The 26,669-nt window shown below is 68.1% G+C and carries 23 protein-coding genes; 20 read left to right on the forward strand and 3 right to left on the reverse strand.

From position 1 onward, the window contains the following. The first annotated feature begins 123 nt into the window (after positions 1-123). The 6 genes from mutL to BUB76_RS14195 all read left to right on the forward strand — a co-directional run bounded on the left by mutL (position 124) and on the right by BUB76_RS14195 (position 6,763). Positions 124-1,956, forward strand: a complete 1,833-nt coding sequence (gene mutL / locus BUB76_RS14170; protein ID WP_073129454.1) for a DNA mismatch repair endonuclease MutL — start codon at positions 124-126, stop codon at positions 1,954-1,956. Then, on the forward strand, positions 1,953-3,179 hold the full coding sequence (locus BUB76_RS14175; protein ID WP_073129455.1) for a DNA recombination protein RmuC: 1,227 nt from the start codon (positions 1,953-1,955) through the stop codon (positions 3,177-3,179). The genes mutL and BUB76_RS14175 overlap by 4 nt, the downstream gene beginning before the upstream one ends. Positions 3,180-3,288: 109 nt before the next feature. Further along, positions 3,289-4,584: an NAD(P)/FAD-dependent oxidoreductase gene (locus BUB76_RS14180; RefSeq protein WP_073129456.1), complete on the forward strand. Its 1,296-nt coding sequence runs from the start codon at positions 3,289-3,291 to the stop codon at positions 4,582-4,584. Then, positions 4,581-5,342 (forward strand): DUF1365 domain-containing protein, encoded by a 762-nt coding sequence (locus BUB76_RS14185; RefSeq protein ID WP_073129457.1) that lies wholly within the window; start codon positions 4,581-4,583, stop codon positions 5,340-5,342. The genes BUB76_RS14180 and BUB76_RS14185 overlap by 4 nt, the downstream gene beginning before the upstream one ends. 132 nt (positions 5,343-5,474) lie before the next feature. Continuing rightward, entirely contained in the window at positions 5,475-6,032 is a 558-nt protein-coding gene (locus tag BUB76_RS14190; RefSeq protein ID WP_073129458.1) for a DUF3833 family protein, read from the forward strand. Next, positions 6,032-6,763, forward strand: coding sequence for an SDR family NAD(P)-dependent oxidoreductase (locus BUB76_RS14195; protein ID WP_073129501.1), 732 nt, complete (start codon positions 6,032-6,034; stop codon positions 6,761-6,763). Before BUB76_RS14190 ends, BUB76_RS14195 begins: the two co-directional genes overlap by 1 nt. 15 nt (positions 6,764-6,778) lie before the next feature. On the opposite strand, the gene BUB76_RS14200 is transcribed toward BUB76_RS14195, so the two are convergent. From BUB76_RS14200 to BUB76_RS14210, 3 genes are read right to left on the reverse strand one after another with little or no spacing between them, the layout of a single operon-like run. Further along, on the reverse strand, positions 6,779-7,921 hold the full coding sequence (locus BUB76_RS14200) for a saccharopine dehydrogenase family protein (protein WP_073129459.1): 1,143 nt from the start codon (positions 7,919-7,921) through the stop codon (positions 6,779-6,781). A 46-nt stretch (positions 7,922-7,967) separates the two neighbouring features. Further along, positions 7,968-9,020 (reverse strand): saccharopine dehydrogenase, encoded by a 1,053-nt coding sequence (locus BUB76_RS14205; RefSeq protein WP_073129460.1) that lies wholly within the window; start codon positions 9,018-9,020, stop codon positions 7,968-7,970. A 13-nt stretch (positions 9,021-9,033) separates the two neighbouring features. Beyond that, positions 9,034-9,675 carry a histidine phosphatase family protein gene (locus BUB76_RS14210; protein WP_073129461.1) on the reverse strand — a complete coding sequence of 214 codons (642 nt, stop codon included), beginning with the start codon at positions 9,673-9,675 and terminating at the stop codon, positions 9,034-9,036. A 140-nt stretch (positions 9,676-9,815) separates the two neighbouring features. On the opposite strand from BUB76_RS14210, the gene fdhF reads away from it, so the two are divergent. From fdhF to BUB76_RS14280, 14 genes are all read left to right on the forward strand, one after another. Then, the gene (gene fdhF / locus BUB76_RS14215; RefSeq protein WP_073129462.1) at positions 9,816-12,599 is read left to right on the forward strand and encodes a formate dehydrogenase subunit alpha; all 2,784 of its coding nucleotides are present in this window, start codon (positions 9,816-9,818) and stop codon (positions 12,597-12,599) included. A 294-nt stretch (positions 12,600-12,893) separates the two neighbouring features. Then, entirely contained in the window at positions 12,894-13,805 is a 912-nt protein-coding gene (locus BUB76_RS14220; RefSeq protein ID WP_073129463.1) for a DUF481 domain-containing protein, read from the forward strand. A gap of 206 nt (positions 13,806-14,011) precedes the next feature. Next, positions 14,012-15,973 (forward strand): AMP-binding protein, encoded by a 1,962-nt coding sequence (locus tag BUB76_RS14225; RefSeq protein WP_073129464.1) that lies wholly within the window; start codon positions 14,012-14,014, stop codon positions 15,971-15,973. 64 nt (positions 15,974-16,037) lie between these two features. Further along, positions 16,038-16,856 (forward strand): ABC transporter ATP-binding protein, encoded by an 819-nt coding sequence (locus BUB76_RS14230; protein ID WP_073129465.1) that lies wholly within the window; start codon positions 16,038-16,040, stop codon positions 16,854-16,856. After that, positions 16,849-17,517: a hypothetical protein gene (locus BUB76_RS14235; RefSeq protein WP_073129466.1), complete on the forward strand. Its 669-nt coding sequence runs from the start codon at positions 16,849-16,851 to the stop codon at positions 17,515-17,517. The genes BUB76_RS14230 and BUB76_RS14235 overlap by 8 nt, the downstream gene beginning before the upstream one ends. Before the next feature lie 61 nt (positions 17,518-17,578). Further along, complete coding sequence (locus tag BUB76_RS14240) at positions 17,579-17,983, forward strand: hypothetical protein (protein ID WP_073129467.1); 405 nt, start codon at positions 17,579-17,581, stop codon at positions 17,981-17,983. A 173-nt stretch (positions 17,984-18,156) separates the two neighbouring features. Then, a complete protein-coding gene (locus tag BUB76_RS14245) occupies positions 18,157-18,711 on the forward strand; it encodes a hypothetical protein (RefSeq protein WP_139250879.1) in 555 nt (184 codons plus the stop codon). Beyond that, positions 18,704-19,690, forward strand: coding sequence for a branched-chain amino acid ABC transporter permease (locus BUB76_RS14250; RefSeq protein WP_073129469.1), 987 nt, complete (start codon positions 18,704-18,706; stop codon positions 19,688-19,690). Before BUB76_RS14245 ends, BUB76_RS14250 begins: the two co-directional genes overlap by 8 nt. Before the next feature lie 126 nt (positions 19,691-19,816). Further along, positions 19,817-20,893, forward strand: coding sequence for a branched-chain amino acid ABC transporter permease (locus BUB76_RS14255; RefSeq protein ID WP_073129470.1), 1,077 nt, complete (start codon positions 19,817-19,819; stop codon positions 20,891-20,893). Positions 20,894-20,990: 97 nt separating this feature from the next. Further along, a complete protein-coding gene (locus tag BUB76_RS14260) occupies positions 20,991-22,274 on the forward strand; it encodes an ABC transporter substrate-binding protein (RefSeq protein ID WP_073129471.1) in 1,284 nt (427 codons plus the stop codon). A gap of 67 nt (positions 22,275-22,341) precedes the next feature. Next, a complete protein-coding gene (locus tag BUB76_RS14265; protein ID WP_073129472.1) occupies positions 22,342-23,193 on the forward strand; it encodes an ABC transporter ATP-binding protein in 852 nt (283 codons plus the stop codon). A gap of 132 nt (positions 23,194-23,325) precedes the next feature. Then, positions 23,326-24,534 carry a phenylacetate--CoA ligase family protein gene (locus BUB76_RS14270; RefSeq protein ID WP_084140677.1) on the forward strand — a complete coding sequence of 403 codons (1,209 nt, stop codon included), beginning with the start codon at positions 23,326-23,328 and terminating at the stop codon, positions 24,532-24,534. A gap of 3 nt (positions 24,535-24,537) precedes the next feature. Then, on the forward strand, positions 24,538-26,193 hold the full coding sequence (locus BUB76_RS14275) for a peptidoglycan-binding domain-containing protein (RefSeq protein ID WP_073129474.1): 1,656 nt from the start codon (positions 24,538-24,540) through the stop codon (positions 26,191-26,193). Further along, a complete protein-coding gene (locus BUB76_RS14280; RefSeq protein WP_073129475.1) occupies positions 26,190-26,669 on the forward strand; it encodes a DUF6173 family protein in 480 nt (159 codons plus the stop codon). The genes BUB76_RS14275 and BUB76_RS14280 overlap by 4 nt, the downstream gene beginning before the upstream one ends.

Genomic DNA, 26,669 nt, shown 5'->3' on the forward strand with positions numbered 1-26,669 from the left:
CCGGCGCGCCCCGGCCTTTGCGCCGGGGCGCGTTCGGGCGGCCCGGGCCGACCCGCCATTTCCTGTTGATAAGCCCAGATCCCCCCTGTGCAGGTGGGGCGAGGCCATGCTACCACTGGTGGCATGACGCTGCATGACCCCAAGATAGGCGCGGATCGCCCCAGAATCCGTCAGCTGGACGATGGTGCGATCAATCGCATCGCCGCCGGCGAGGTGGTCGAGCGTCCCGCCTCGGCGGTGAAGGAACTGGTCGAGAACGCGCTGGATGCCGGGGCCACGCGCATCGACATCGCCTATGCCGATGGCGGCAAGACCCTGATCCGCGTGACCGACGACGGCTGCGGCATGACGCCCGAGGATCTGCCGCTGGCCCTGGCCCGCCACGCGACGTCGAAGATCGACGGGTCGGACCTTCTGAACATCACCTCTTTCGGCTTCCGGGGGGAGGCGTTGCCCAGCCTCGGCGCCGTGGGGCGTCTCACGATCACCAGCCGCGCGGCGGGGTCCGATGGCGCCTGTATCGCGGTGGCCGGCGGGCGCGCCGAGCCGGTCCGCCCCGCCGCCATCCGGTCGGGCACGGTGATCGAGCTGCGCGACCTGTTCTTCGCCACGCCTGCCCGCCTGAAGTTCATGCGCACCGACCGGGCCGAGGCGCAGGCGATCGCCGACGTGGTCAAGCGGCTCGCCATGGCCGAGCCGACGGTCGCCTTCACGCTCAGCGACGTGTCGGGCGGCGGCGAGGGCCGCGTCGTGTTCCGGGCCGACGCGGGGACCGGTGACCTATTCGGTGCACTTCGTACACGGCTTGGCCGCATCCTCGGCGCCGATTTCGCCGACAACGCGCTGACCATCGATGCATCGCGCGACGACGCGGCGTTGACCGGATATGCCGCCCTGCCGACCTATTCTCGCGGACAGGCGACCCATCAATACCTGTTCGTCAACGGCCGCCCGGTCCGGGACAAGCTGCTTTTCGGTGCGTTGCGCGGGGCTTACGCGGACTTCCTCAGCCGCGACCGCCACCCCGTCGCGGCCCTGTTCGTCGAATGCGATCCGGCGCGCGTCGACCAGAACGTCCACCCCGCCAAGACCGAGGTCCGGTTCAAGGATCCCGGCAATATCAGGGGGTTGATCGTCTCGGCCCTGCGGCATGCGCTGGCCGAGGCGGGCCACCGCGCCGCGACGACGGTGGCGGGCGCGGCGCTGGGGGCCATGCGTCCCGAGCCGCCCGCCGCGGCCCCGCGCGTCTACCAGATGGACCGTCCCAGCGTGCCGCGACCCGCGCCCGCGCCGGGCTTTGCCGAGACCCAGGGCAGCTGGGCCCGCGTCGATCCCGACCCCGGGCCGGTCATCGAGGACGAGACCCCGGCGCACAGCTTTCCGCTGGGCGCGGCGCGGGGACAGGTCCACGAAAATTACATTATCTCCCAGACGGATAGCGGAATGGTCATCGTCGACCAGCACGCCGCGCACGAAAGACTGGTCTACGAGAAGCTCAAGCGCCAGATGGCCGAGAACGGGGTCGCCTCGCAGGCCCTGCTGATCCCCGAGATCGTGGATCTGTCCGAAAACGATGCCGCGCGCCTGCTGGAGCTGTCCGACGGCCTGTCGCGCCTGGGGCTCGAGATCGAGGCTTTCGGCGGCGGCGCGGTCGCCGTGCGCGCCACGCCCGCCATCCTGGGCACCGTGGATGCTCAGGCCATGCTGCGCGACATCCTGGACGAGCTCGATGACCTGGGCGACAGCCTGTCGGTGCAGGCCCGCATCGAGGCGGTGCTCAGCCGCGTGGCCTGCCATGGCTCGGTCCGATCGGGCCGGCGGATGAGCGCGCCCGAGATGAACGCGCTCCTGCGCGAGATGGAGGCGACACCCCATTCGGGACAATGCAACCACGGGCGCCCCACCTACGTGGAATTGCAGTTATCCGACATTGAACGGCTGTTCGGACGGCGATGACCCGCGCAGAGCTTGACCTTTTGCTACAAGATCCGCTGACCCTGCCGGTCGCTCTGGGTGCCTTTCTGCTGGTCATCCTGCTTCTGCTGCTGGTCACGCTTGTCCGTGCGGGACGAAGCGCCCGCCAGACCGAGGCCTTAACCGCCGAGCTTCTTCGCATGGGCCGCGACGTCCAGCAGCTTGGCGCCGGGCAGGCGCAGCTTTCGGGCAACCTGCAATTGGTCAGCGACACCCAGTCCAAGGCCCAGCTGAACCTGATCCAGACGGTCGAGGGGCGGCTGAACGACGTGCAGTCGCGCATGGCAGACCGCCTGGCCGAGAACGCGACGAAGACGAACCGCGCGCTGTCCGAGATGCAGGAGCGGATGCGCGAAACGCTGCACGGCCAGACCGAGAAGACCACCCATTCGCTCACGCAGTTGCGCGAACGCCTGCAGGTCATCGACAAGGCGCAGGACAACATCACCAAGCTGTCGGGCGATGTGCTGAGCCTTCAGGACATCCTGTCGAACAAGCAGCGCCGCGGCATGTTCGGCGAGATCCAGTTGCAGGATATCGTGTCGAAGGCTCTCCCCGCCGACAGCTTTACCCTGCAGGCGACCCTGTCGAACGGCAGGCGCGCGGACTGCCTCGTTCATCTGCCCAACCCGCCGGGACCAATCGTCATCGACGCCAAGTTCCCGTTCGAGTCGTTCGAGCAGCTGGCCGCGGCCGAAACGAAGGATGACATGACCCGCGCGCTGCGCGCCTTCGGGGCGGCCGTGCGCAAGCATATCAAGGACATCTCGGACCGTTACGTGATCGAGGGCGAGACGGCGGACGGCGCCATCATGTTCCTGCCCTCCGAGGCGATCTATGCCGAGCTGCACGCGCGTCTGCCCGAGGTCGTGCGCGCCGGGTTCGAGGCGCGCGTCTGGATCGTGTCGCCGACCACCTGCATGGCCACGCTCAACACCATGCGCGCGATCCTAAAGGATGCCCGGATGCAGCAGCAAGCCGGCGCCATCCGCAAGGAGCTGGCCCTGCTCAACGCCGATTGCGAGCGCCTGGTGGGGCGGGTGGGCAATCTCGACCGGCATTTCCAGCAGGCGCGCAAGGACGTGGACGAGATCCTGATCTCGGGCGAAAAGGCCAGTAAACGCGCCGATCGCCTGCATCATTTCGATTTCGCCGAGGTCGAGGATCCCCCCCTGGTCGCGTCGCCGCGCGAAGGGGTGAACTGACACGATGTCACAGCTTGCTTATATGGCTGTCCTTTGACCACATTTGAAACATATGGACCGTCCAAGCCGTGCCTATACGTGAAAAGACATCGACCCAGCTGGAGATCCCATGCCGTTCGAGCCATCGACCGACCTGCCCCGACGCATAGCCATCATCGGGGGCGGAATCTCGGGGATGGCCGCGGCCTATCTCCTGAAGGACCGTCATAACGTCACGCTCTACGAGGCCGAGCGCCGGCTTGGCGGCCACGCCCGCACCGTCATGGCCGGCAAGCGCGGTGACCAGCCGGTGGATACCGGCTTCATCGTGTTCAACAAGGTGAACTATCCGCATCTCGTGTCGCTTTTCGACGAGCTCGACGTGCCGGTTACCGAAAGCAACATGTCCTTCGGCCTGTCGGCCCGGGGCGGGCGGCTGGAATACGGGCTGGCCGATCTCCGGACGGTTTTCGCGCAACGGCGCAATGTCGCGAACCCGGCCTTCCTGCGGATGCTGCGCGACATCGTGCGCTTCAACAGGCTGGCCCGCGATACAGTGACACCGGACATGACCATCGGCGCCCTGATCGAGCGGCTTCGCCTCGGTGCCTGGTTCCGCGACTATTATATCCTGCCGTTCTCGGGCGCGATCTGGTCCACGCCCTGCCGAGGCATCCTGGACTTCCCCGCCGAGGCGCTGGTGCGTTTCTTCGAGAATCACGCCCTGCTGGGCTACGAGGGGCAACACCAGTGGTACACGGTGCAGGGCGGGTCGGTCGAATACGTCCGGCGCCTTGAGGCCGCCCTGGCGCGGGCGGGGGTCGAGCTGCGCACCGGGGCGCCCGTGGCGCAGGTCCGCCGCGACGCGGCCGGCGTGCACGTGGACACGCATGGCGCGGGATCGGACCATTTCGACGAGGTCATCTTCGCCACCCATTCCGACCAAGCGCTGGCGCTGCTGGAAAAGCCCACCGCGCCCGAGCGGGAGGCCCTGGGTGCCGTGCGCTACCAGCCCAACCACGCGGTGCTGCACGCCGATGCGTCGGTGATGCCACGGCGCCGGGCGGTTTGGTCCAGCTGGGTCTACAAGGAGCCGCGGACCGGTCCCGCGGACCGCATCGCACTGAGCTACTGGATGAACTCGCTGCAACCGATCCCGCAGGACGACCCGATGTTCGTGACGCTGAACGGCGGCGACGGGATCGATCCGAGGCTGGTCTACGACGAGGTCACGTTCAGCCATCCGGTCTACGATCGCGCGGCCCTGCGCGGGCAGGCGCAGATCCGCGCCATGAACGGCACCCATGGCACGTGGTTCTGCGGGGCCTGGATGCGCAACGGTTTCCACGAGGACGGGTTCGCCAGCGCGGTGGACGTGGCCGAGGCCATGGGGCAACGGGACAACACGGCCGTCGCCGCGGAATGAGCCCCGTGGAGCATATCGCCGGGCGCACCTTCCACGGGCGCCGGGGCGCGGTGCGCAACGCGTTCACCTACGGGATCGATTATGTCGCGCTCGACGCCGAGGCATCGGTGCGCGGGCCGAGCCTGTTCACGCGCAACGGTGCCGGCCTGATGAGCCTTCGGGACCGCGACCATGGCGGCGCGCCGGGGCAGGGGCGTGGTGCGGCCTGGGTGCGCGACGTGCTGGCGGATCATCCGCTGGGGCCCCATGTAGACCGGGTCGAGCTTCTGGCCCAGCCGCGCGTGCTGGGGCACGTATTCAACCCGGTGAGTTTCTGGCTGCTGCGCGACGAAAACGGCGGCCTGCGCGGCGTGATCCCCGAGGTCACGAACACCTTCGGCGACCGCCACAGCTATCTTTGCCACCGCGACGACATGGCGCCGATCGGCCCGCGCGACACCCTGAACGCGCGCAAGATTTTCCACGTGTCGCCTTTCCAGGACGTGGCCGGCGGCTATGCTTTCCGGTTCGACATCGGCGCCGAATACGTGCGCATCGTCATCGACTACCGCACCGATGGGGGCGAGGGGATCCTTGCCACGTTGGAAGGCGGGCGGCGGCCGCTGACCAATCGGTCGATCCTGGCGGCCTGCCTGCGGCGGCCGTTCGGGTCGCGGCGGGTGTTGGGCCTGATCCACTGGCAGGCCCTCAAGCTGTGGTGGAAAGGGGCCGGATACCGGCCGCGTCCCACGCCGCCCACGCAAGATATCAGCCCCTGACGGGGTGGCGGGTCGCCGCTTGCGGCCCCGGGCGCGAGGAACATTCCGACCGCTCGATTGTAGGAAAGACACGGACACGAAGCAGACAGACAGCCGCCACGACCGGGCCGCACGCCAGACGAAAGATGAGACATGGACATCTTCATTTACATCTCGATCCTGGCCGTCTTCCTGTTGGGCGCGCTGATCCTGCGCGCGAATTTCGTCGCCTTCCGCGGGCAGAACATCTCGGACTACGAGGGGTTGGGCCCCGAGATCGACCTGCGCCGCCACCTGGACGGACCGCTGATCTGCGAGGGCGTGATCTTCGGACCGACGGGGCGGGTGGCCTCGCGCTTCACCGCCGCGATGCGTGGCGAGTGGGAGGGTGACCGCGGCGTCCTGCACGAGGATTTCAGCTACGACAGCGGCGCGCGGCAATCGCGGGCCTGGCATCTCGAGCTTCACGGCGACCGCTTCATCGCCCGCGCCGACGATGTCGAGGGCGAGGGCAAGGGCCAGGTCGGCGGACCGGCCGTGCGCCTGAGTTACCGGATCGTGCTGCCGAAGGATGCGGGCGGGCACAGGCTGGACGTGGTCGACTGGATGTACCTGTCCGAGAACGGGACCATCATTAACCGGTCGCAATTCACGAAATACGGGTTCCTGGTGGCCGAACTGGTGGCCACCATTCGCAAGGAAGAGGAATGATGCGGGACTTCAACAAGAAACGCTATTGGATCGTGGGCGCCTCGGAAGGGCTGGGGCGCGAGGTTGCAAAGGCGGTCAGCCGCGCGGGTGCGCATGTGGTGCTGACGGCGCGCAGCGCGGACCGTCTGCACGAGCTGGCGGACGAGATCGCCGGCCCGTCCACCGTGGTGACCTGCGACGTGACCGACGACGACGACGTGGCGCGCGCGGCCGGCGAGGCGGGAGAGCTCGACGGTCTGATCTGGCTGGTCGGCGCCTACTGGCCGCAATCGGCGACGGAATGGACGCCCGAGCAGGTCACGACCATGTTCGACGTGAACCTGACCGGCGCCGCAAGGGTGTTGGGACAGGTCGTGCCCGCCATGGTCGCGCGGGACGCGGGCCATATCGTGCTGACGGGGTCGCTGTCGGGTTTCCGCGGCCTGCCGAACTCGATCGGCTACGGCGCGTCCAAGGCCGGGCTGATGGTGCTGGCCGAGTCCATGTATGCCGACCTGCGCCAGACCGGTGTCGACGTGCAGCTGGTGAACCCGGGCTTCGTGCGGACGCGGCTGACCGACAAGAACGACTTTCACATGCCCATGATGATGGAGCCCGAGGACGCGGCCCGCGAGATCATGGAGCACATGCACGACGACACGTTCGCCAAGAACTTCCCGCGCAGCTTCGGGGCTTTGTTCCGGGTGGCGAATTTCGTGCCGGACTGGATGTATTACCGCCTGCTGGGCTGAACCGGGCGCGGCGCCTCAGGCGAGGTGATCGACCTCGCCCAGGTGCTGCGCCAGGTCGTCCACGCGCGACAGGAACCGGTCGTAAAGCTTCGGGTCCGACGGCGCGGCGTGCACGCCCGGGGCGATATCGCCGGCCTGGACAGCGCGGATCGCCATGGCCACCGGGATCGACACAAGCCGCGCCATGGCGCTGCCGCGCGCGTCGCCCCAGGCATCCATCACGTGGGTCTTGTGGTAGATCGTCCTGCCGTCGCGCTCGGCCCGCAGGTCGACGCACATCACCACGCGGTCCGGCTCGCCCTCGGCGTAGGCATGTTCGGCCCAGAAGCCGTCGGACATCTCCTTGAGGCGCGCGTCGCCCGCGGGACCCTCCAGCGTCTCGACCTCGGCGAAGACCGGCGCCCAGGCGTCCGACCAGCCCTGCAGCCGCAGGGTGCCGCGCACGAAGGTTTGCGTGTTCCAGTCCGGATCGAAGCCGTACTGCGCCATGAAGGGCAGGCTGTCGCGGTTGGGATAGACCTGGAAGGTCTCGGGCGTCGGCAGCTGCGCCTCGTAATCGCCGATGGCGTCCCAGGGCCGCGCGGCGTCGAAGGGGGCGCCGTCCTTCAACGACCGCGAGGGCGAGCGCAGCGCCTTCAGCACGCCCAGCGGCGACCAGCTGAACTTGTAGCGGAAATCGTTGGGGACCTTGGGAATGCCGCCGCAATAGCTGAGAAAATGCAGCGCGTTGGCGGGGTCGAACGCGTCGCTGGCGCGGTAGTCGTCCATCAGCTTGTGCGCCAGCAGGTGGTCGATCCCGGGGTCGAGCCCGATCTCGTTCATGAGCGTGACACCGGCGGCCTTGGCCCTTTCGTCCAGCGCCCGCATCTCGGGCGCGATATAGCTGGAGCTGACGAAATGCGCGCCCCTGGCGATGGCGAGCTCGGCCAGCGCCACGTGGAAATCGCCGGGCAGCATCGACACCACCACGTCGCCCGGCGCCAGCGCCGCGCCGATGGCGTCCATGTCGAAGGTCTCGATCCGGTCGGTCAGGTCGCCGACCGCCGCCACCGCCTTGTCGCGCGAGCGGTTCCAGACGATCACGTCCGCGCCCTCCGAGATCAGTTCGCGCAGGCCGGGGATCGCGGACAGGCCGGTGCCGCACCAGTGAATGGTCATCGCTTGGGGCTCCTGTTGGGATTTAGGTATTTGGGGAAAGATGAAGTCACGGACGGTGCGCGAAGAAGGTCTCGCGCGCGCGGGCCCAGACCGGGTCGGTGTCGATGCGGGGCAGGGCGCGCAGGGTCGGCAGAAGCTGCGCGGCGTAGTCCTGCGAAGCCTCGACCGGCAGCATCGAGGGCAGGTTGTCGATGGCCATGACGTCCAGCGGCGGGGAGTCGTGGACCCTGAGCACCGGCGCGTCCCAGGTGGTGGTGCGGTCGTAGACCTTCACCGGCGAGAAATCGGACGTGGGGTCGCAGGCGATATCGCCGATCACCGTCAGGCGGCGCGGCGCGGTCTTCGCGTCCGCGGGCACGAAGACGGGGCAGCCCGGCGCGGCGAGGATGCAGTTCAGGAACAGGTGGTGGTGCAGGACCTCGGGGAAGGGGCCGCCACGGGCGGTCTCGGCCATGTCCCAGCGGGTGACGGGCGCGCGCACGGCGGTGCAGAAATCCGACGCGCCGGAGCCCACGCGCCCCTTGGCGCCGATGACCAGCACGGTGGGGAAGCTGGCCGTCGCGTCTTTCAGCTGCGTCCGCACGTCTTCCGCCAGGGCATCGGCGTCGGGATAGCTGCGCGCGGGCGGGCAGGGCGCGCCCTTCTGCTGCGCGGCCCAGGCCATGAGCGACACCGCCGCCCCCGCGAAGCCCGCCCAGTAGCCGAAGGCGGCGACGCGCTTGCCCGCGTCGTCGACCAGGTATTCCAGGTCGTAGAGGGTGCCGCCCCCGGCCTTGAACCGCTCGAGCAGGCGACGCCCGTCGGCCTGTCCCTTGTAGGCGTGGCCGAACATGATGTGGCGGTGACCGAGCGGCGTGCCGTCGTCGGGCAATTCCTTCAGGCCGAAGATGATGGCGTCCGCCGGCGCGTGGGGCCAGCTGCCCTCGGGCGCGATCACGGCGCCCGCGTCGCGGTAGCCGTCGATGGGAATGGCGCGGGTGCTGCTTTCCTCCACCGTGACGCGCAGGCCTGCCTGGATCAGCCCGGCCGCGCCCTCGGGCGTCAGGCCCACCCGGTCCTCGTTCGCGCGCGGCTCGGCGCGGACCCAGAGATGCGTCATGGCGGTATCTCCCTCAGTAATGGGTGCGCGCGTGGGCGCGGTCGTCGCGGTCCAGGTGCGGCGTGGCGTTGAAGCCCGCGAGCAGCATCTGGTCGCGGCGGATATGGAAGCGGTGGATCGACGTGTTGTGGATCGGCATCAGCACGTGGGCCAGCCGCGTGGCGTCGAGCTCGAGCACGTGGCGCAGGGCCATGCCGATGACCCCGCCCGAGGTGACGCAGAGGGTTCGCCGCCCTTCGGCCGCCGCCTCGATCAGGACCGAGGTGATGCGCGCCTCGAAGCTGGCGAAAGTTTCGGTCCCCATGATCTCGGCCGCGTGCCAGGCGCGCATGACCTGCGGCGCGTGGTCGAAGAACCCGTCGGCGTCCGGCATGGGCACGCCGTGCACATCCTCGAGCGCGCGGCCCAGGGCGAAATAGTCCATCTCGTTCAGGCGCGGGTCCTCGGCCGCCTCGACCCCCATGGAGGCGGCCGTTTCGCGGTGGCGCCGCAAGGTGCCCGACAGCACCGCGTCGAAGCCTTCGCCCTGGTCGCGCAGCCAGTCGCCCAGCCATTCGGCCTGGCGGAACCCCAGGTCGCTCAGCCGGTCGTATTCCTCTTCGGTCGCGGCGTGGGAATTGGCCTGGCCGTGGCGGACCAGAACGATTTCGCCCATCGGGTCGTCTCCTTGCCTGATGAATCCGGCGATAGCCGCTTTCGGCGCGTGGCGCAAATGGGCGTGAGACGTCGCATTCGGGGGCATGACACACCGGCATCCATCGCTAGGGTGGGGCGGCGCGCGACAGGGGGGACAGCATGGCCGATCCGGTGATCTTCAAGCTCGACGGACAGACCGTCACCGCCCGGCCGGGCGAAACCATCTGGCAGGTGGCCAAGCGGCAGGGCACGACCATCCCGCACCTGTGCTACAAGGACAGCCCCGGTTACCGGCCCGACGGCAACTGCCGGTCCTGCATGGTGGCGATCGACGGCGAGCGGACGCTGGCCGCGTCCTGCATCCGCACGCCCGAGGACGGCATGGAGGTCACCACCCAGGGGGCGCGCGAAACGCAGGCGCGCCGCATGGTGCTGGAGCTGCTGACCGCCGACCAGCCCGACGCGACCGCGGCGCACGATCGCGGCTCGCACATGCGCGAGGTCGCCGACCAGGCCGAGGTCACCGACAGCCGGTTCCCCCCGCTGGATACCGCGCACGTGCCGCTGCTGGACGACAGCCATGTCGCGATGCGCGTGAACCTCGACGCCTGCATCCAGTGCGGGCTGTGCGTGCGCGCGTGCCGCGAGGTGCAGGTGAACGACGTGATCGGCATGGCGGGACGGGGGCACGCGGCCTACCCGGTCTTCGACATGGACGACCCCATGGGCGACAGCACCTGCGTCGCCTGCGGCGAATGCGTGCAGGCCTGTCCCACGGGCGCGCTGATGCCCGCCAGCGTGCTGGACGACCAGCAGCGCGGCGATAGCAGCGATTTTGACACCGAGGTGAAATCGATCTGCCCGTTCTGCGGCGTCGGGTGCCAGGTGTCCATGAAGGTGAAGGACGGACGCATCGCCTACGTGGACGGCATCGACGGCCCCGCGAACGAAGGGCGCCTGTGCGTGAAGGGTCGGTTCGGCTTCGACTACATCCACCACCCGCATCGCCTGACCAAGCCCCTGATCCGCCGCGACGATGCACCGGACAAGGGGCTGAACGTCGATCCCAGCAACCCCTGGACCCATTTCCGCGAAGCGACGTGGGAGGAGGCGCTGGACCGCGCGGCCCACGGGCTGGGCGACTTGCGCAGCTACTACGGCGGCCGGTCGGTGGCGGGTTTCGGCAGCGCCAAGTGCACCAACGAAGAGGCGTACCTTTTCCAGAAGCTGATCCGCCAGGCTTTCGGCCACAACAACGTGGATCACTGCACGCGGCTCTGCCACGCGTCCTCGGTCGCCGCGCTGATGGAGAACGTGGGATCGGGCGCCGTGACCGCCGGCTTCCGCGAGATCGAGAACGCCGAGGTCGCCATCGTCATCGGCGCCAACCCGGCCGAGAACCATCCCGTCGCGGCCACCTATTTCAAGCAGTTCGCCCAGCGGGGCGGACAGCTGATCGTGATCGACCCGCGTGGGCAGGCCATGGCGCGCCATGCCAGCCACATGCTGCAATTCCGGCCGGGCACGGACGTGGCGCTGCTCAACGGCATGATGAACGTGATCGTCGAGGAAAAGCTCTACGACCGGCAGTATATCGAGGGTTTCACCGAGGGCTTCTTCGAGTTCCGCGACCACATCCGGGCCTTCCCGCCCGAGCGGATGGCCGAGATCTGCGGCATCGACGCCGAGACGATCCGCGACGTGGCGCGCACCTTCGCGCGGGCGAGCCGGGCGATGATCTTCTGGGGCATGGGCGTCAGCCAGCACGTCCACGGCACCGACAACGCGCGGTGTCTGATCTCGCTCGCGCTGCTGTGCGGACAGATCGGGCGGCCGGGCACCGGCCTGCACCCGCTGAGGGGGCAGAACAACGTGCAGGGCGCCAGCGACGCCGGGCTGATCCCGCACGTGATGCCGAACTATCAAAGCGTCGAGGACAGCGAGGTGCGCGAGCTGTTCCGTCACATCTGGGGCGGCACCGAGATCGACCCGACGCCCGGCATGACGGTGGTCGAGATCATCGACGCCATCTACCGCGGCGAGATCAAGGGCATGTATATCCTGGGCGAGAACCCGGCCATGTCCGACCCCGACGTGGAACATGCCCGCAAGGCGCTGGCCCAGCTCGACCACCTGGTCGTGCAGGACATCTTCCTGACCGAGACGGCGAACTTCGCCGACGTGATCCTGCCCGCCGCCGCCTTTCCCGAGAAGCGGGGCACGGTCACCAACACCAACCGGCAGGTGCAGATGGGCCGCGCCGCGGTGGATCCGCCGGGCGCGGCGCGGCCGGACTGGGAGATCGTCGTCGACATGGCGAACCGGCTGGGGCTCGACTGGGATTACGACGGGCCGCGCAGCGTCTTCGACGAGATGAAGATGTCCATGCGCAACCTGCACCACATCACGTGGAACCGGGTCGAGAGCGAAGGCTCGGTCACCTTCCCGGCCATGTCGCGCGACGATCCGGGCCGCTCGGTCATGTTCGGCGAGGGCTTTCCGCGCCGCGCGGGCCGCGCCAAGTTCACACCCGCCCGCGTCACCCCGCCCGCCGAGGCGCCCAGCGAGGATTACCCGATGATCCTGATCACCGGGCGCCAGCTGGAGCACTGGCACACGGGCGCGATGACGCGCCGGGCCTCGGTGCTGGACCAGATCGAACCGGCGCCGACCTGCTCGATGCATCCCAGGACCCTCAAGCGGCTGGGCGTGGAGCCCGGCGGGCAGGTGCGTCTGACCAGCCGGCGCGGCAGCGTGACGGTCGATGCACGGTCGGATCGCAACGTGGCCGAGGACTGCGCCTTCCTGCCCTTCGCCTATGTCGAGGCGGCGGCCAACATCCTGACCAACCCGACGCTGGACCCATGGGGCAAGATCCCCGAATTCAAATACTCGGCCGTCCGGGTCGAGGCGGCGTCGGACAAGGCGGTGGCGGCCGAGTAGGCGCGCCGGGCCGCCCCGACTGCGACATTCTGGCGCGGTAAGCCATTGGCTGGTCAAGCATTTCGCCTTCAAGGGGTGCGGAAAAATTTGTTCGCCGCTTTGGCGACAACATGCCGAAGCTGTCGATTTCCTCAGGAAATCGGCGGCGGGATTCCGCGCCCTGTTGCGTGATTGCACGGCCAGGCAAAGGCTCCGAACAATCTGGGCGCACGCGTTGAACCCGCGCGGGTGAAAATCATTCTCCAGGCTCACGCGGCGCCTCCCGCCGCGCGGTTTCTTACTGGAGTTCGTCAGATGACACATACCCAAAGCATCGCCGTTTCGGCCGCGCTTGCCGCCCTGCTGGGGTCGGCCGCGCACGCCCAGACCACCACCTTCGACAACACCGGCCTGCGCGGCGACAGCGCCGTCGAGGACGCGAACGAGAACCTCGCCGAGGATATCGAAGACGATTTCGACCGCCAGACGCGCCGCTTCGGCAACGAGGGTCGCGCCCAGGGCTTCACCGGCTCGGTCGCGCTGCGCGCCACCGCCGATACCGGCGACAGCCAGCAGGACAACGACGACTCGCTCGACCTCGGGGTCGGGTCGAACCTGGGCTATGTCTGGGGCCCCAACGGCGTCGAGCTGGGCCTCTACTATGCCTATTCCGAGGCCGACGGCGACACGGACGAGAACAGCCTGCTCTACAGCCTGCAGTACACGCGCGACATCAACCCGCAGCTCTATGGCTTCGCCAAGCTGCAGGGCACCTATGACGGCGAGACCGACCGCCCGAACACCGCCAACACCTTCGAGCGCGAGAACGACGTGTTCCTCGGCTTCGGTGCCGGTTACCGCGTGATCGACACGGCGCAGACCCAGTGGTCGATCCAGGCCGGTCCCGGCTATCGCTTCGCCAGCTTCCGCGACATCGGCGCGGTCGTGCCGGGCGCCGACAACGACGACATCAACGAGGCCGCGTTCTCGCTGTCGTCGGAGTACCTGCAGCGCATCAACGAGCGCGTGTACCTGACCAACGACACCGACATCATCGCGTCGGACTCGGACACCGTGCTTTACAACGACCTGGGCCTGAACGTGTCGATGACCGACGTGCTGGCGCTGCGCACCTCGGTGCAGTCGGAGTATCACACCGATCCCGCGCCGGGGAACAAGTCGACCGAGCACCAGTTCGGCGTCTCGCTGGTCTACACCCTGAACTGAGCCACGCGCGCAGTTTCGACCATTCAAGGGGCGGCCCGTCGCGGGTCGCCCCTTCGCATTCGCAGCATCTGTGCCGCTCTGCGGGATGGCGCGTGCCGCTGGCCGGTCGTGTCGGAAAAGGCGCAGCCGGATACTTGACCCGGCCCATATTTTCGGTCGCAATGCCCCCAACGCCGCAAGCAATAGCGGCGAGGGAGGACATCGTCGTGACTGAGACCGCCGTCTCGATTCCCGCGCTTCTGGCGCGCAACGCCCGTGATCTGGGCGAAAGCCCGGCCTATCGCGAGAAGGAATTCGGGATCTGGCAAAGCTGGACCTGGGGCGAAGTCTCGGAAGAGATCGAGGCGCTGGCGCTGGGGCTCATGGACCTGGGTCTGGCGCGCGGCGACCTGGTGGTCATCTCGGGGCGCAACCGTCCCGCGCTCTACTGGGCGATGGTCGCCGTGCAAAGCGCGGGCGCGGTTCCGGTGCCCATCTATCAGGACGCCGCCGTCGACGAGATTGCCTACCAGCTCGAGCATTGCGGCGCGGTCATGGCGATCGTCGGCGACCAGGAACAGGTCGACAAGCTGCAGGAGGCCACCTCGGCCGAGGGCAGTGCGCTGCGGCACATGGTCTACCTGGATGGGCGGGGCCTGCGGAAATACGACCACGAGAAGCTGACCTCCTACGCCGACGTGCAGAAGGCGGGCCGCGACGCGCGCAAGCGCCTGGGCAGCGAGTTGCAGTCGCGCACCGACGCGCTGGGCTACGACGATACCTGCGTGATGCTTTACACCTCGGGCACCACCGGGCGGCCCAAGGGGGTGGTTCTGTCCAACCGCAACATCATCGAGACGGCCAAGGCGTCGGTCCAGTTCGACAACCTGACCCACCGCGAGGATACGCTGGCCTACCTGCCCATGGCCTGGGTGGGCGATTTCATCTTCTCGATCGCGCAGGCCTACGTGGCGGGGTTCTGCGTGAACTGTCCCGAAAGCCCCGACACCATGGCCGTCGACCTGCGCGAGATCGGGCCGACCTACTACTTCGCGCCGCCCCGGGTGTTCGAGACGCAGCTGACCACCGTGATGATCCGGATGGAGGATGCGACCCGGATCAAGAAGGCGCTGTTCGATTACTTCATGGCCCACGCCAAGCGCGTCGGCCCCGATATCCTTGACGGCCGCGAGGTGGGCGGCTGGGACCGGCTGAAATACCGGCTGGGCGAGCTGATGGTCTACGGGCCCCTGAAGAACACGCTGGGCTTCAGCCGCATCCGCGTGGGCTATACCGCGGGCGAGGCCATCGGCCCGGAAATCTTCGAGTTCTACCGCGGGCTGGGGATCAACCTGAAACAGCTCTACGGTCAGACCGAGGCGTCGGTCTTCATCACCCAGCAGCCCGACAACGAGGTCCGTTCGGACACCGTGGGCGTCGCCTCGCCCGGGGTCGAGATCCGCATCGACGAAAACGGCGAGGTCTTCTACCGCTCGCCCGGCGTCTTCGTGGAATACTACAAGAACCCCGAAAGCACGGCCGACACCAAGGACGCCGATGGCTGGGTCGCCACGGGTGACGCGGGCTTCTTCGAGGAAGGCACCGGCCACCTGCGCATCATCGACCGCGCCAAGGACGTGGGCAAGCTGGCGACCGGCCAGATGTTCGCGCCCAAGTATGTCGAGAACAAGCTGAAGTTCTTCCCCAATATCCTGGAGGCGGTGGTTTTCGGCGCCGGGCAGGACCGCTGCGTGGCGTTCCTGAACATCGACCTGAACGCCGTGGGCAACTGGGCCGAGCGCAACAATATCGGCTACGGCTCCTACCAGGAGCTCTCGCAGCATCCCAAGGTGCTCGAGATGATGCGCGGCCACGTGGCCGAGGTGAACGCCAGCGTCGCCGAGGACGAGATGCTGTCGGGCTGCCAGGTTCATCGGTTCGTGGTGCTGCACAAGCAACTCGATGCCGACGACGGCGAGCTGACGCGCACCCAGAAGGTCCGCCGCAAGGTCATCGGCGAGAAGTTCGAGGACATCCTCGACGCGCTCTACGGTGGCAAGGACGAAATCTACACCGAGACCGAGGTCACCTACGAGGACGGCCGCAAGGGCAAGATCAAGGCGACGCTGAATATCCAGGACGCGCAGGTCTTCCCCGTTGGCGGCGCGATGCAGGAGGCGGCGGAGTGATGATCGTATCTCGCCACACAGGTATCGCCGCCCAATGGTGTGAACGCGGACGGGGAGCCGGCCAATGAAAGACACCGCCGAAAGCTACGTCACCGAGGACGGCCGCACGATCGGCGAGGTGATCCTCGATCTGCGCGGCATCACCCTGCGTTTCGGCGGGGTCGAGGCGATCAAGAATATCAGCTTCGACATCCGCAAGGGCGAGATCCGCGCGATCATCGGCCCCAACGGCGCCGGCAAGTCGTCGATGCTGAACGTCATTTCGGGCTTCTACAACCCGCAGGAGGGCGAGGTCTGGTTCCGCGGCGAACGCCGCCCGCCGATGAAGCCCTACCAGGTCGCCCGCGCGGGCGTCGCGCGCACCTTCCAGAACATCGCGCTGTTCGAGGGGATGACCGTCCTCGACAACATCATGACGGGCCGGCTCAACGACATGAGCGCCGGGCTTCTGGCGCAGGCCATCTGGAAGGGCAAGGCCGAGCGCGAGGAGATCGAGAACCGCGAGCGGGCCGAGCGGATCATCGACTTCCTCGAGATCCAGCACATCCGCAAGACGCCGGTGGGCCGTCTGCCCTATGGCCTGAAGAAGCGGGTCGAGCTGGCCCGCGCGCTGGTGGCCGAGCCGGACCTTCTGCTGCTGGACGAGCCCATGGCGGGCATGAACGTCGAGGAGAAGGAGGACATGAGTCGCTACATCCTCGACGTGAACGACGAGCTGGGCACCACGATCGCCCTGATCGAGCACGACATGGGCGTGGTCATGGACCTGAGCGACCGGGTCGTCGTGATGGATTACGGCCGCAAGATCGGCGACGGCACCCCCGACGAGGTGCGTGGCAACCAGGAAGTCATCGACGCTTACCTGGGGGTCGCCCATGACTGAATCTCGCCGGGCTTCGTGGGCGTCGCGGGCCGCGCGGTCGTTCCGGCTGGCCGCGCCCACGCTGGGCCTGATCGCCACGCAGGCGTCCGGGCAATCGGGTGTCGAGGGCGACTGGATCGCCATGCTCGACACCTGTTCGGGCTATGCCGAGACCGGGAAGGTCGCGTCCTTCGACGGATGGCGCCTGTCGCCGACCGAAGATGGCCGCTCATGCGAAGCCCTTGCAACCTGTGCCTCGCCCTTCGTCGCGCTGGTCCGCGAAGGCGCTACGGCCGACAGGGCGTCAATCACCGTGTCCGTGGGGGCAGCCGACCTGATCGGCAGCGCACCGGGCGCGGATGGTCCCTCGGCCGACTCTGCCGTGGGCGACGCGCCGCGGCATTTCAGCTGCACCAATGGCCGAGCCTTTTCGACCCCGTACGAGATCCTGACCGACGCGACCGAGGCGTGGGTCGCCGACGCCCAGGCGCAGCACCGCCTGGCCGTGATCGGTCGCGGCGAGACGGGCACGATCGTGATGCAGGGCTGCGGCTTCGACGGGCGCCCCTACACGTTGGCCGTGGTGGCATTTCCCGGCATGTTCCCGCAGCTGAGTGCCGTCTATCCGGCCCAGCCCGAGACCCGCGGGCTCGATCCCTCGCTCTGCGGGGCGACGGGATGAAGCGGACCGGGACCCCCGCCTCGCGCGTTCCCCTCGTATCAATCCCCAAAGGAGATACGAGATGAGCGATCTGAGCTGGCACAAGAAGACATTGGCCGACGCGCTGGGCGCCGATCAGGGCCTGCCCGACTGGGCGGGCGAGATGGTGTCGAAATTCGGCCCCGAGGACCTGGAGGGGCTGCGCAAGAACGAACGCGAGGCGGTTCTGTCGGCGCTGGGCCGCGTGGCACGGCAATCGCGCGACGCGCGCCAGGCCGATATCCACGACGGCGGCGAGAACCGCCCGGCCTTCGTCGAGGGCGACATCGACTGGGGTCTTCGCGCCGCGCGCGCCGCGCTCGAGGCGCAGCCGGCGGGCGAGCGGTCCGAGAAGGCGAACGAATTGCTGGGCGACTGCACCTGCCCGGCGGCGACCGGCCCCAACCCCGGACGCGATGCGTCCACGCCGGGGACCGACAAGATGTGACGCGAGACAGGGCGCGGCGGCCACGCGTCGCCGCGCCCGGCAAGACCCGCCAGAGACCCCGACAACAAGGGGGCGCGGCGCCAAAGGGAGGAGGGGCGAAATGCCCGATCAGCTGTTATTCGCCATCGCGGCCCTGCCGGATCGAGATCGGCGCCATGATTGAGGTTGGGATCATGAGCGGCGTCGTCGCGGTGGGGCTCGGCATCGGGATGGGCATCGGCTCGGTTCTCTGGGAGCGTGGCTCCGGGGTGGTCGAGACCGTTCAGGCCATGCTGACGGAGCGCTGCTTGCCCTACATGACCGGAGGCTCGCCGGACGTGTCCCGGCTGGAAGAGTTCGCCTACGGAGCGGAGTCGGCGTGGGCGGATCCCGAAACGGCCGTTTTCATCAAGTTCGATGAAAACGGCATTCGCCGCTCCTGCGACATCCAGGACGACCTTGTCATCTGGTCGAAACAGGATCGGGATGAAGTCCTCAATGCCGTGCGGACATTCGCGCACGATCATATCGCGCCGCTCAATAGCCTTCCCTTGGTCGAGGTCGATCTGACAGTGAACGGCGTCGGAGAGCCATTCTTTCTGTGGCGCGAAGCAGGCACGGTGCGACCTTCATACGCCACCGGTTTTATCACTTTTCTCACTCCAAAGGAGCGAGGGACAACGAACGTGAGCGTTGATTACGCGCCGTTCGTCGCGCTTGTTGCAAATGCAGGAGCCGCCGATGCCTGACCAGCTTTTATTCGCCATCGAGGTCACGCTGAACGGCCTGATGGCCGGCGTGCTCTACGCGCTTGTCGCGCTGGGTTTCGTGCTGATCTTCAAGGCCAGCGGCATCTTCAACTACGCGCAAGGGGTCATGGCGCTTTTCGCCGCGCTGACGCTGGTGGGGATCATGGACGGCCAGGTCCCGTTCGAGCACCTGATCAACGCCGTCTTCGGCACCGACATCCACGGTTTCGGGTGGGAGGTGCCCGCGCTGCTGGCGATCCTGCTGACCATGGTCGTGATGATCGCCTTCGCCTGGGCGGTGAACTGGATCGTGCTGCGCCACCTGGTCGGACAGGAGCCGATCATCCTGTTCATGGCGACCATCGGCCTGGCCTATTTCCTGGAAGGCCTGGGCGACATGATGTGGGGCGCCGATATCAAGACGCTGGACGTGGGGCTGCCGCAGGGCATCAACACCACCATCGACGAAGCCACGTTCAACATGTTCGGCTACGGCTTCTTCATCGACAACCTGGACATCACCGCCACGATCATCGCCGCCGTGCTGGTTGCCGTGCTGGTCGCGTTCTCGCAATACACCAAGCAGGGCCGCGCGCTGCGCGCCGTGGCCGACGACCACCAGGCCGCGCTGTCGGTGGGCATCTCGCTGAACTTCATCTGGGTTCTGACCTGGTCCATCGCGGGCTTCGTGGCGCTGGTCGCGGGGATCATGTGGGGGGCGAAGTCCGGCGTGCAGTTCTCGCTGAGCCTCATCGCGCTGAAGGCGCTGCCGGTGCTGATGCTGGGCGGTTTCACCTCGATCCCGGGCGCCATCGTCGGCGGGCTGATCATCGGCGTGGGCGAGAAGCTGTTCGAGTTCCTGATCGGCCCCCTGGTGGGCGGCGCGACCGAGAACTGGTTCGCCTACGTGCTGGCGCTGATCTTCCTGGTGTTCCGGCCCCAGGGCCTGTTCGGGGAGCGGATCATTGAACGTGTGTAGCGCGGCGCGGGCCTTGGCCGGGAGGGGGCTCTGCCCCCGCCGCTGCGCGGCCCCCCGAGGTATTTCGGGAAAGATGAAGACCGGCGGGCGGCGCGTGGCCCGCGACATGGGAAGGGAGGGTGCGTGATGCTCTATCGTGAGGCGGGTGACTTCAAGACGACCTACCGCGAGGACAGCCAGACCTTCCCGATCCGGCTGGACCGGACGGCCTATTTCCTGATCCTGGCGGTGGCCGCGCTGTTCGTGCCCTTCGTCATCAACGACTACTGGCTGAACGCGGTGCTTCTGCCGTTCCTGATCTACGCCATCGCGGCCATGGGTCTGAACATCCTGACGGGATATTGCGGGCAGGTGAGCCTGGGCACCGGCGCTTTCATGGCGGTGGGGGCCTATGCCTGCTACAAGCTGATGACGGCGTTTCCCGACATCAACATTGCGATCCACATCGTCCTGTCGGGCTTCATCACCGCCGGTGTGGGCATGCTGTTCGGGTTGCCGTCGCTCCGGATCAAGGGGTTCTACCTGGCCGTGGCCACGCTGGCGGCGCAGTTCTTCCTGGTCTGGCTCTTCAACCGGGTGCCGTGGTTCTACAACTACTCGGCCTCGGGACAGATCAACGCGCCCGAGCGCACGCTCGCGGGTTTCCGCATCACCGGGCCCGAGACGCAGGCCTGGGCCGTCTACCTGTTCTGCCTGGTCTTCGTGGTGGCGTCTGCCTGGATCTGCCGCAACCTCACGCGCGGAGCCATGGGGCGCAAGTGGATGGCGATCCGCGACATGGACATCGCGGCCGAGATCATCGGCGTGAACCCCCTGCGCGCGAAGCTGAGCGCCTTCGGGGTGTCGTCCTTCTTCGTCGGTATCTCGGGCGCGCTGTTCTTCAGCGTCTACCTGGGCGCGGTCGAGGTGGGCGAGGCCTTCGGCATCAACAAGTCGTTCCTGGTGCTCTTCATGGTCATCATCGGCGGGCTGGGATCGATCCTGGGCAGCTTCCTCGGCGCGGCCTTCATGGTGCTGCTGCCGGTGCTGCTGAAAAACGTGCTGGTGGGCGGGCTGGGCTGGCCCACGGACCTGGCCGCGCACCTGGAATACATGATCGTCGGCGGGCTGATCATCTTCTTCCTGATCGTCGAGCCGCACGGGCTGGCGCAGCTGTGGCGCATCACGAAGGAGAAGTTGAGATTGTGGCCGTTCCCGCACTAGGCTCGGTCACCGCCCGGGACACCGGGCCAAAAGAGACGTCCGCACTCCGGGCGCAACACTGACGGTCCCGCGGAACGGGACTTGGGAGGAAGACCAAATGAAGAAGACCCTGACAACCCTGGCGCTGGGCGCCACACTGGCCGCGGGACCCGCGCTGGCCGAGCTGACCTTCCCGTCGCTCAGCTATCGCACCGGGCCCTACGCGGCGAACGGGATTCCCTTCGCCGACGGCTACGCCGACTATTTCGCCATGCTCAACGAGCGCGACGGCGGCATCGGCGGCGAGCGCATCAACATGATCGAGTGCGAGACCGGCTACAACACCGAGAAGGGGGTCGAGTGCTACGAGGCCACCAAGGGCGAGGGCGCGCTGGTCTACCAGCCGCTGTCCACCGGGATCACCTACCAGCTGATCCCGCGTGTCAGCGCCGACGGCATCCCCATGCACACGCTGGGCTACGGCCGGACGAGCGCGTCGAACGGCGAGGTTTTCCCGTGGGTCTTCAACTATCCCGCCACCTACTGGGACGGCGCGTCGGTCGCCATCAAGTACCTGCTGGACGAGAACGGCGGTGACCTGAGCGGCAAGAAGATCGCGTTGGTCTATCACAACTCGGCCTACGGCAAGGAGCCGATCCGCACCCTGACCGAGCTGTCGGAAGAGCACGGCTTCGAGCTGCTGGAGCTGCCGGTCGACCACCCCGGCCAGGAGCAGAAGTCGCAGTGGCTACAGATCCGCCGCGAGCGCCCCGACAACGTGATCATGTGGGGCTGGGGCGTGATGAACCAGGTCGCCATCCAGGAGGCCGTGAACATCCGCTATCCCATGGACCAGTTCATCGGCATCTGGTGGTCCGGGTCCGAGAACGACGTGCGCCCGGCGGGCGAGGGCGCCGATGGCTACAAGGCGCTGAACTTCCACGCCGTCGGATCGGATTTCGAGCTTTACGACGATCTCGAGGAATACGTCTGGTCCAAGGGCAACGCGGCCGGCGCGGGCGATCAGCACGGCACCGTGCTGTATAACCGCGGGCTCTATGCCGCGATGATCGCCGCCGAGGGCGCGCGCAAGGCGCAGGAGATCCACGGCACCAGCGACATCACCCCCGCGATGATGCGCGACGGGCTGGAGCAGCTGGAGATGACCGAGGAGAGCATGGCCGAGCTGGGCCTTGCCGGCTTCGGCCCCACCTTCAGCGCGTCGTGCGAGAACCACGGCGGATCCGGCCGCGCGGCGATCAACCAGTGGAACGCGAACGAGGGCAAGTGGGAGGTCCTGACCGACTACATCCAGTCGGACCAGGAGCTGATCGCGCGGCTCGTCCAGGAAGACTCGATGGCCTACGCCGAAGAGAACAACATCGAACTGGCCTGCCAGTGACGTGACCCCGTTGCCCGGCGGATCCGCTCCGCCGGGCAATTTCCGCGACGCAACAGAAGGCCCTTCCATGTCCGACGCCCAGACCCTGAACCGCGCCGCCAACGACCAGCCGACCGACGACGCGCTGCTCGAGGTGCGCAATATCGAGGTGATCTACAACTCGGTCATCCTGGTGCTGAAGGGCGTCAGCCTGAAGGTGCCGAAGGGCGGGATCACCGCGCTTCTGGGCGGCAACGGCGCGGGCAAGACCACCACGCTGAAGGCGATCTCGAACCTGCTGAAATCCGAACGGGGCGAGGTCACGAAGGGCCAGATCCTGTATCGGGGCGAGCGGGTGCAGGACATGCTGCCCTCGGACCTGGTCAAGCGTGGCGTCATCCAGGTGATGGAAGGGCGCCACTGCTTCGAGCACCTGACCATCGAGGAAAACCTGATGACCGGCGCCTATACCCGTGGCGACGGGCGCGCGAAGGTCGAGGAGGACCTGGAACTGGTCTATACCTATTTCCCGCGCCTGAAGGAGCGGCGGAAGAGCCAGGCCGGCTATACCTCGGGCGGCGAGCAGCAGATGTGCGCCATCGGCCGGGCGCTGATGTCGCGGCCCGAGACGATCCTGCTGGACGAGCCGTCCATGGGGCTTGCGCCCCAGCTGGTCGAGGAGATCTTCGGTATCGTGAAGGATCTGAACGAGCGCGAGGGCGTGAGCTTCCTTCTGGCCGAGCAGAACACCAACGTCGCGCTGCGCTTCGCCCACCAGGGCTACATCCTAGAGTCGGGGCGCGTCGTGATGGACGGCAAGGCGTCGGACCTGCGCGAGAACCCGGATGTGAAGGAATTCTACCTCGGCATGTCCGACGAAGGGCGCAAGTCGTTCCGCGACACGCGGTCCTACCGCCGCCGCAAGCGCTGGCTGTCGTGAGGGTCGGGGGCGCGCCCCCCGACCTGCAAAAGGTATTTTCGGAAAGATGAAGGCAGGGGCGGGCGCGTTATCGGATAACGGTGGCGCGTCTTTGGCTTTCGGGCGCCCTCGGACCATGTGGAGGAGACGATGATGAGCGATCTGGAATTCAGGAGCGTGGAGGCGCGCGCCGCCGACCTGGCCGAGGCCCTGCCGGCGCAAATCGCGCGGGCGCAGGCATTGCCGGGCAACGGCGCGTTGGCCGATGTGGCCGCGGCTGGGGTGACCGATGCGGCGGCGCTCGCCGCGCTGCCGGTCCTGCGCAAGGCCGACCTGGTTGCCGCCCAGCAAGCCGCGCCACCGCTGGGGGGATATGCGGCGCCGCTCGACCGTTTTACCCACGTGTTCCAGTCGCCGGGCCCGATCTACGAGCCCGGGCGCATCGACGGCGACTGGTTCCGCCTCGGCCGGTTCCTGCGCGCCTGCGGTGTCGGCGCGGGCGACGTGGTGCAGAACTGCTTCGGCTACCACCTGACGCCCGCGGGCATGATGTTCGAATCCGGTGCGCGGGCCGTGGGTGCCGTCGTCCTGCCGGCCGGGACCGGCCAGACCGAGCTGCAAGTCCGCGCCGCCGCGCAGATGGGCGTCACCACCTATGCCGGCACGCCGGATTACCTGAAAGTGCTTCTCGACAAGGCTGACGCGCTGGGCCTGCATCTCGGGATCGACAAGGCCGCCGTGTCGGGCGGTGCGCTGTTCCCGTCCCTGCGCGAGGCCTATGCCGAGCGGGGGATCGCCTGCCTGCAGTGCTATGCCACGGCGGACCTGGGCAACATCGCCTACGAGAGCCCGGCCATGGAGGGGATGATCGTGGACGAGGGCGTGATCGTCGAGATCGTCACCCCCGGCACCGGCGACCCGGTGCCCGAGGGCGAGGTGGGCGAGGTCGTGGTGACCACGCTGAACCCCGATTACCCGCTGATCCGCTTCGCCACCGGCGACCTGTCGGCGGTTCTGCCGGGGCAAAGCCCCTGTGGTCGTACAAACATGCGCATCAAGGGCTGGATGGGCCGCGCGGACCAGACCGCCAAGATCAAGGGCATGTTCGTCCGCCCCGAGCAGGTGGCGCAGCTGGTCGCCAGCCTGCCCGAGGTCGACCGGGCGCGCGTCACGGTCACCCGGTCGGGCGATGCCGACGCGATGGAAGTCGCGCTCGAGACCGCCGAGCCGCGCGAGACCGCCACCTACGAGGCGGCGCTGCGCGACATCCTGAAACTCCGCGGGACGGTGCGCATCGCCGCCCCGGGCGACCTGCCGCGCGACGGCAAGGTCATCGACGACAAACGCGACTACGAAGGATAAACCATGGCCTCCTGGCGCCTGCTGCCGCTGCTTCTGACCCTTGCCCTCATGTTGCCTGCCGCCCTGCGCGCGCAGGAGACCGGGTTGCTGGTGGGCAATGCCCGCTACGACCTGGCCGAACCGCTGCGCCGGGGGGACGCCATTCTCGACGCGCGCGACGCGCTGCGGGGCGCGGGGCTGGATCTGCAGGTGCTGGAGGATGCCGACCGGGACAGCCTGTCCACCGCGCTGCGCCAGCTGGAACAGCAGGGCCGCCGCGCCGACGGTGTGCTGGTCGCGCTGTCGGGGCGCTTCGTCAGCAGCCGGGACGAAAGCTATTTCCTGCCCATCGAGGCCCAGGGCGCATCGCTGATCGACACGGCCCTGTCGGCGGTGCCGCTTTCGGCGGTCATGGGGCTTCTATCGAACGCGCCGGGCCGGGCCGTGCTGGTGCTGGCGACGGATGATCGCGGCACGTCCAGCGGGCTGGGCCTGTCGCCGGGTATCGGGCGGCTGGACATCCCGCAGGGCGTCACCGTCATCCGCGCCACGCCCACGGCCGCGCGGGACATCCTGCGCGACACGCTGGCCCGGCCGGGCGCCGGCATCTCGGCAGGCGTCGAGGACGCGGGCGGCACGGTGCAGGGCTTCGCGCCCGGTGGGCTGTCCTTCCTGCCCGAGCGGGCCAGCCGCACCATCTCGATCCCGCCCGCGCAACAGGGCCCCAGCCCGGCCGAGCGCGACCTGTGGGAGCAGGCCCAGCGCGCCGACAGTGAGGAAGGGTTCATCGAGTACCTGATGGCCTACCCGGGCGGCGCCTTCGTCGACCGCGCCGAGGACCGGCTGGACGACATCCGCAACGACCCCGACCGCCTGGCCCGCCGGGCCGAGGACGCGCTGGGCCTGAGCGCGTCCGAGCGGCAGGCGATCCAGCGGGATCTCGTTCTTCTGGGCTACGACACGCGGGGCATCGACGGCGTGTTCGGCCCCGGCACCCGCGGCGCCATCCGCGGCTGGCAGGGCCGCGACGGGCGGGCGGTGACCGGCTATCTCGATCGCGACCAGATCGCCGCCTTGGACGCGCAGGCCGCCACCCGCGCCGCCGAGCTGGAGGAAGAGTCGCGCCGCCGGGCCGAACTGCGCGCCGCCGCCGAAGAGGCCTATTGGGCCGAAACCGGGCAGGGCCGCAGCATCGACGGGTTGGAGGCGTTCCTGTCGCGCTATCCCGACGGCAATTTCGCGGACGAGGCGCGCCGGCGGCTGGACGACATGCGCGGGGCCGAGGCCGACCGGGCCGAGCGGCAGGCCTGGGAGACCGCCCGCGCGCGTGACAGCGCGGCGGGCTACGCCGATTTCCTCGACCGTTTCCCGCAGGGCCGGTTCGCCGAGACGGCCCGCAACCGCCTGGACCAGCTGCGCGGGCAGGGGGCGCAGGCGAATTCCGAGGCGGAAGCGGCCGAGGCGCAGCTGGGGCTGACGTCGATCACCCGGCAGGCCATCGAGCAGCGCCTGGCGGCCGAGGGACTCGATCCCGGCAGGGTCGACGGGCAGTTCGACGAAAACACGCGCCGCGCGATCCGCCGCTACCAGGCGCAGGTGAGCCTGCCGCAGACGGGATACCTGAACCAGATCACGGTCGTCCGCCTGCTCGCCGACTCCGTGCGCCGGGTGCTGCAATGACCGGTGAAAGCGATGTGCGCACCGCCGCCGAGGCAATGGAGGACGCCATGCTGCCCCGCGCGCATGCCGTCCACAGCGACCCCGAGGCCGAGGGCATCGAGGACGCCCCGCTGCCCGCGGCGGTCACCGAGGGACCGCGCAAGGCGAAAAGCGCGGCGGAATGGGCGTACCAGCGGATGATCCTCTACATCCAGAAGTTCGAGGAGCAGCTGGACGAAACCCACGAGGTCGCCATGGCCTTCGCCGGCGACGCGGCGGGTGTCATGCGGATCGAGGGGATGGGCTATTTCGACCCGGACATGGTGACGTTCTACGGCACCGACCCGACCGGGGCGCGCACGCAGCTGGTGCAGCATGTCACCCAGCTGTCGGTCATGCTGCGCGCGTTGCCCAAGGCGCGCGCGGACGCCGCGCCCCGGCGCATCGGCTTCCAACTGGCCGCCGATCTCGGGGCCGCCGCGCCGGCCGAGGGCTAG

The organism is Palleronia salina (assembly GCF_900141995.1).
In the GTDB taxonomy this organism is placed as follows: domain Bacteria; phylum Pseudomonadota; class Alphaproteobacteria; order Rhodobacterales; family Rhodobacteraceae; genus Palleronia; species Palleronia salina.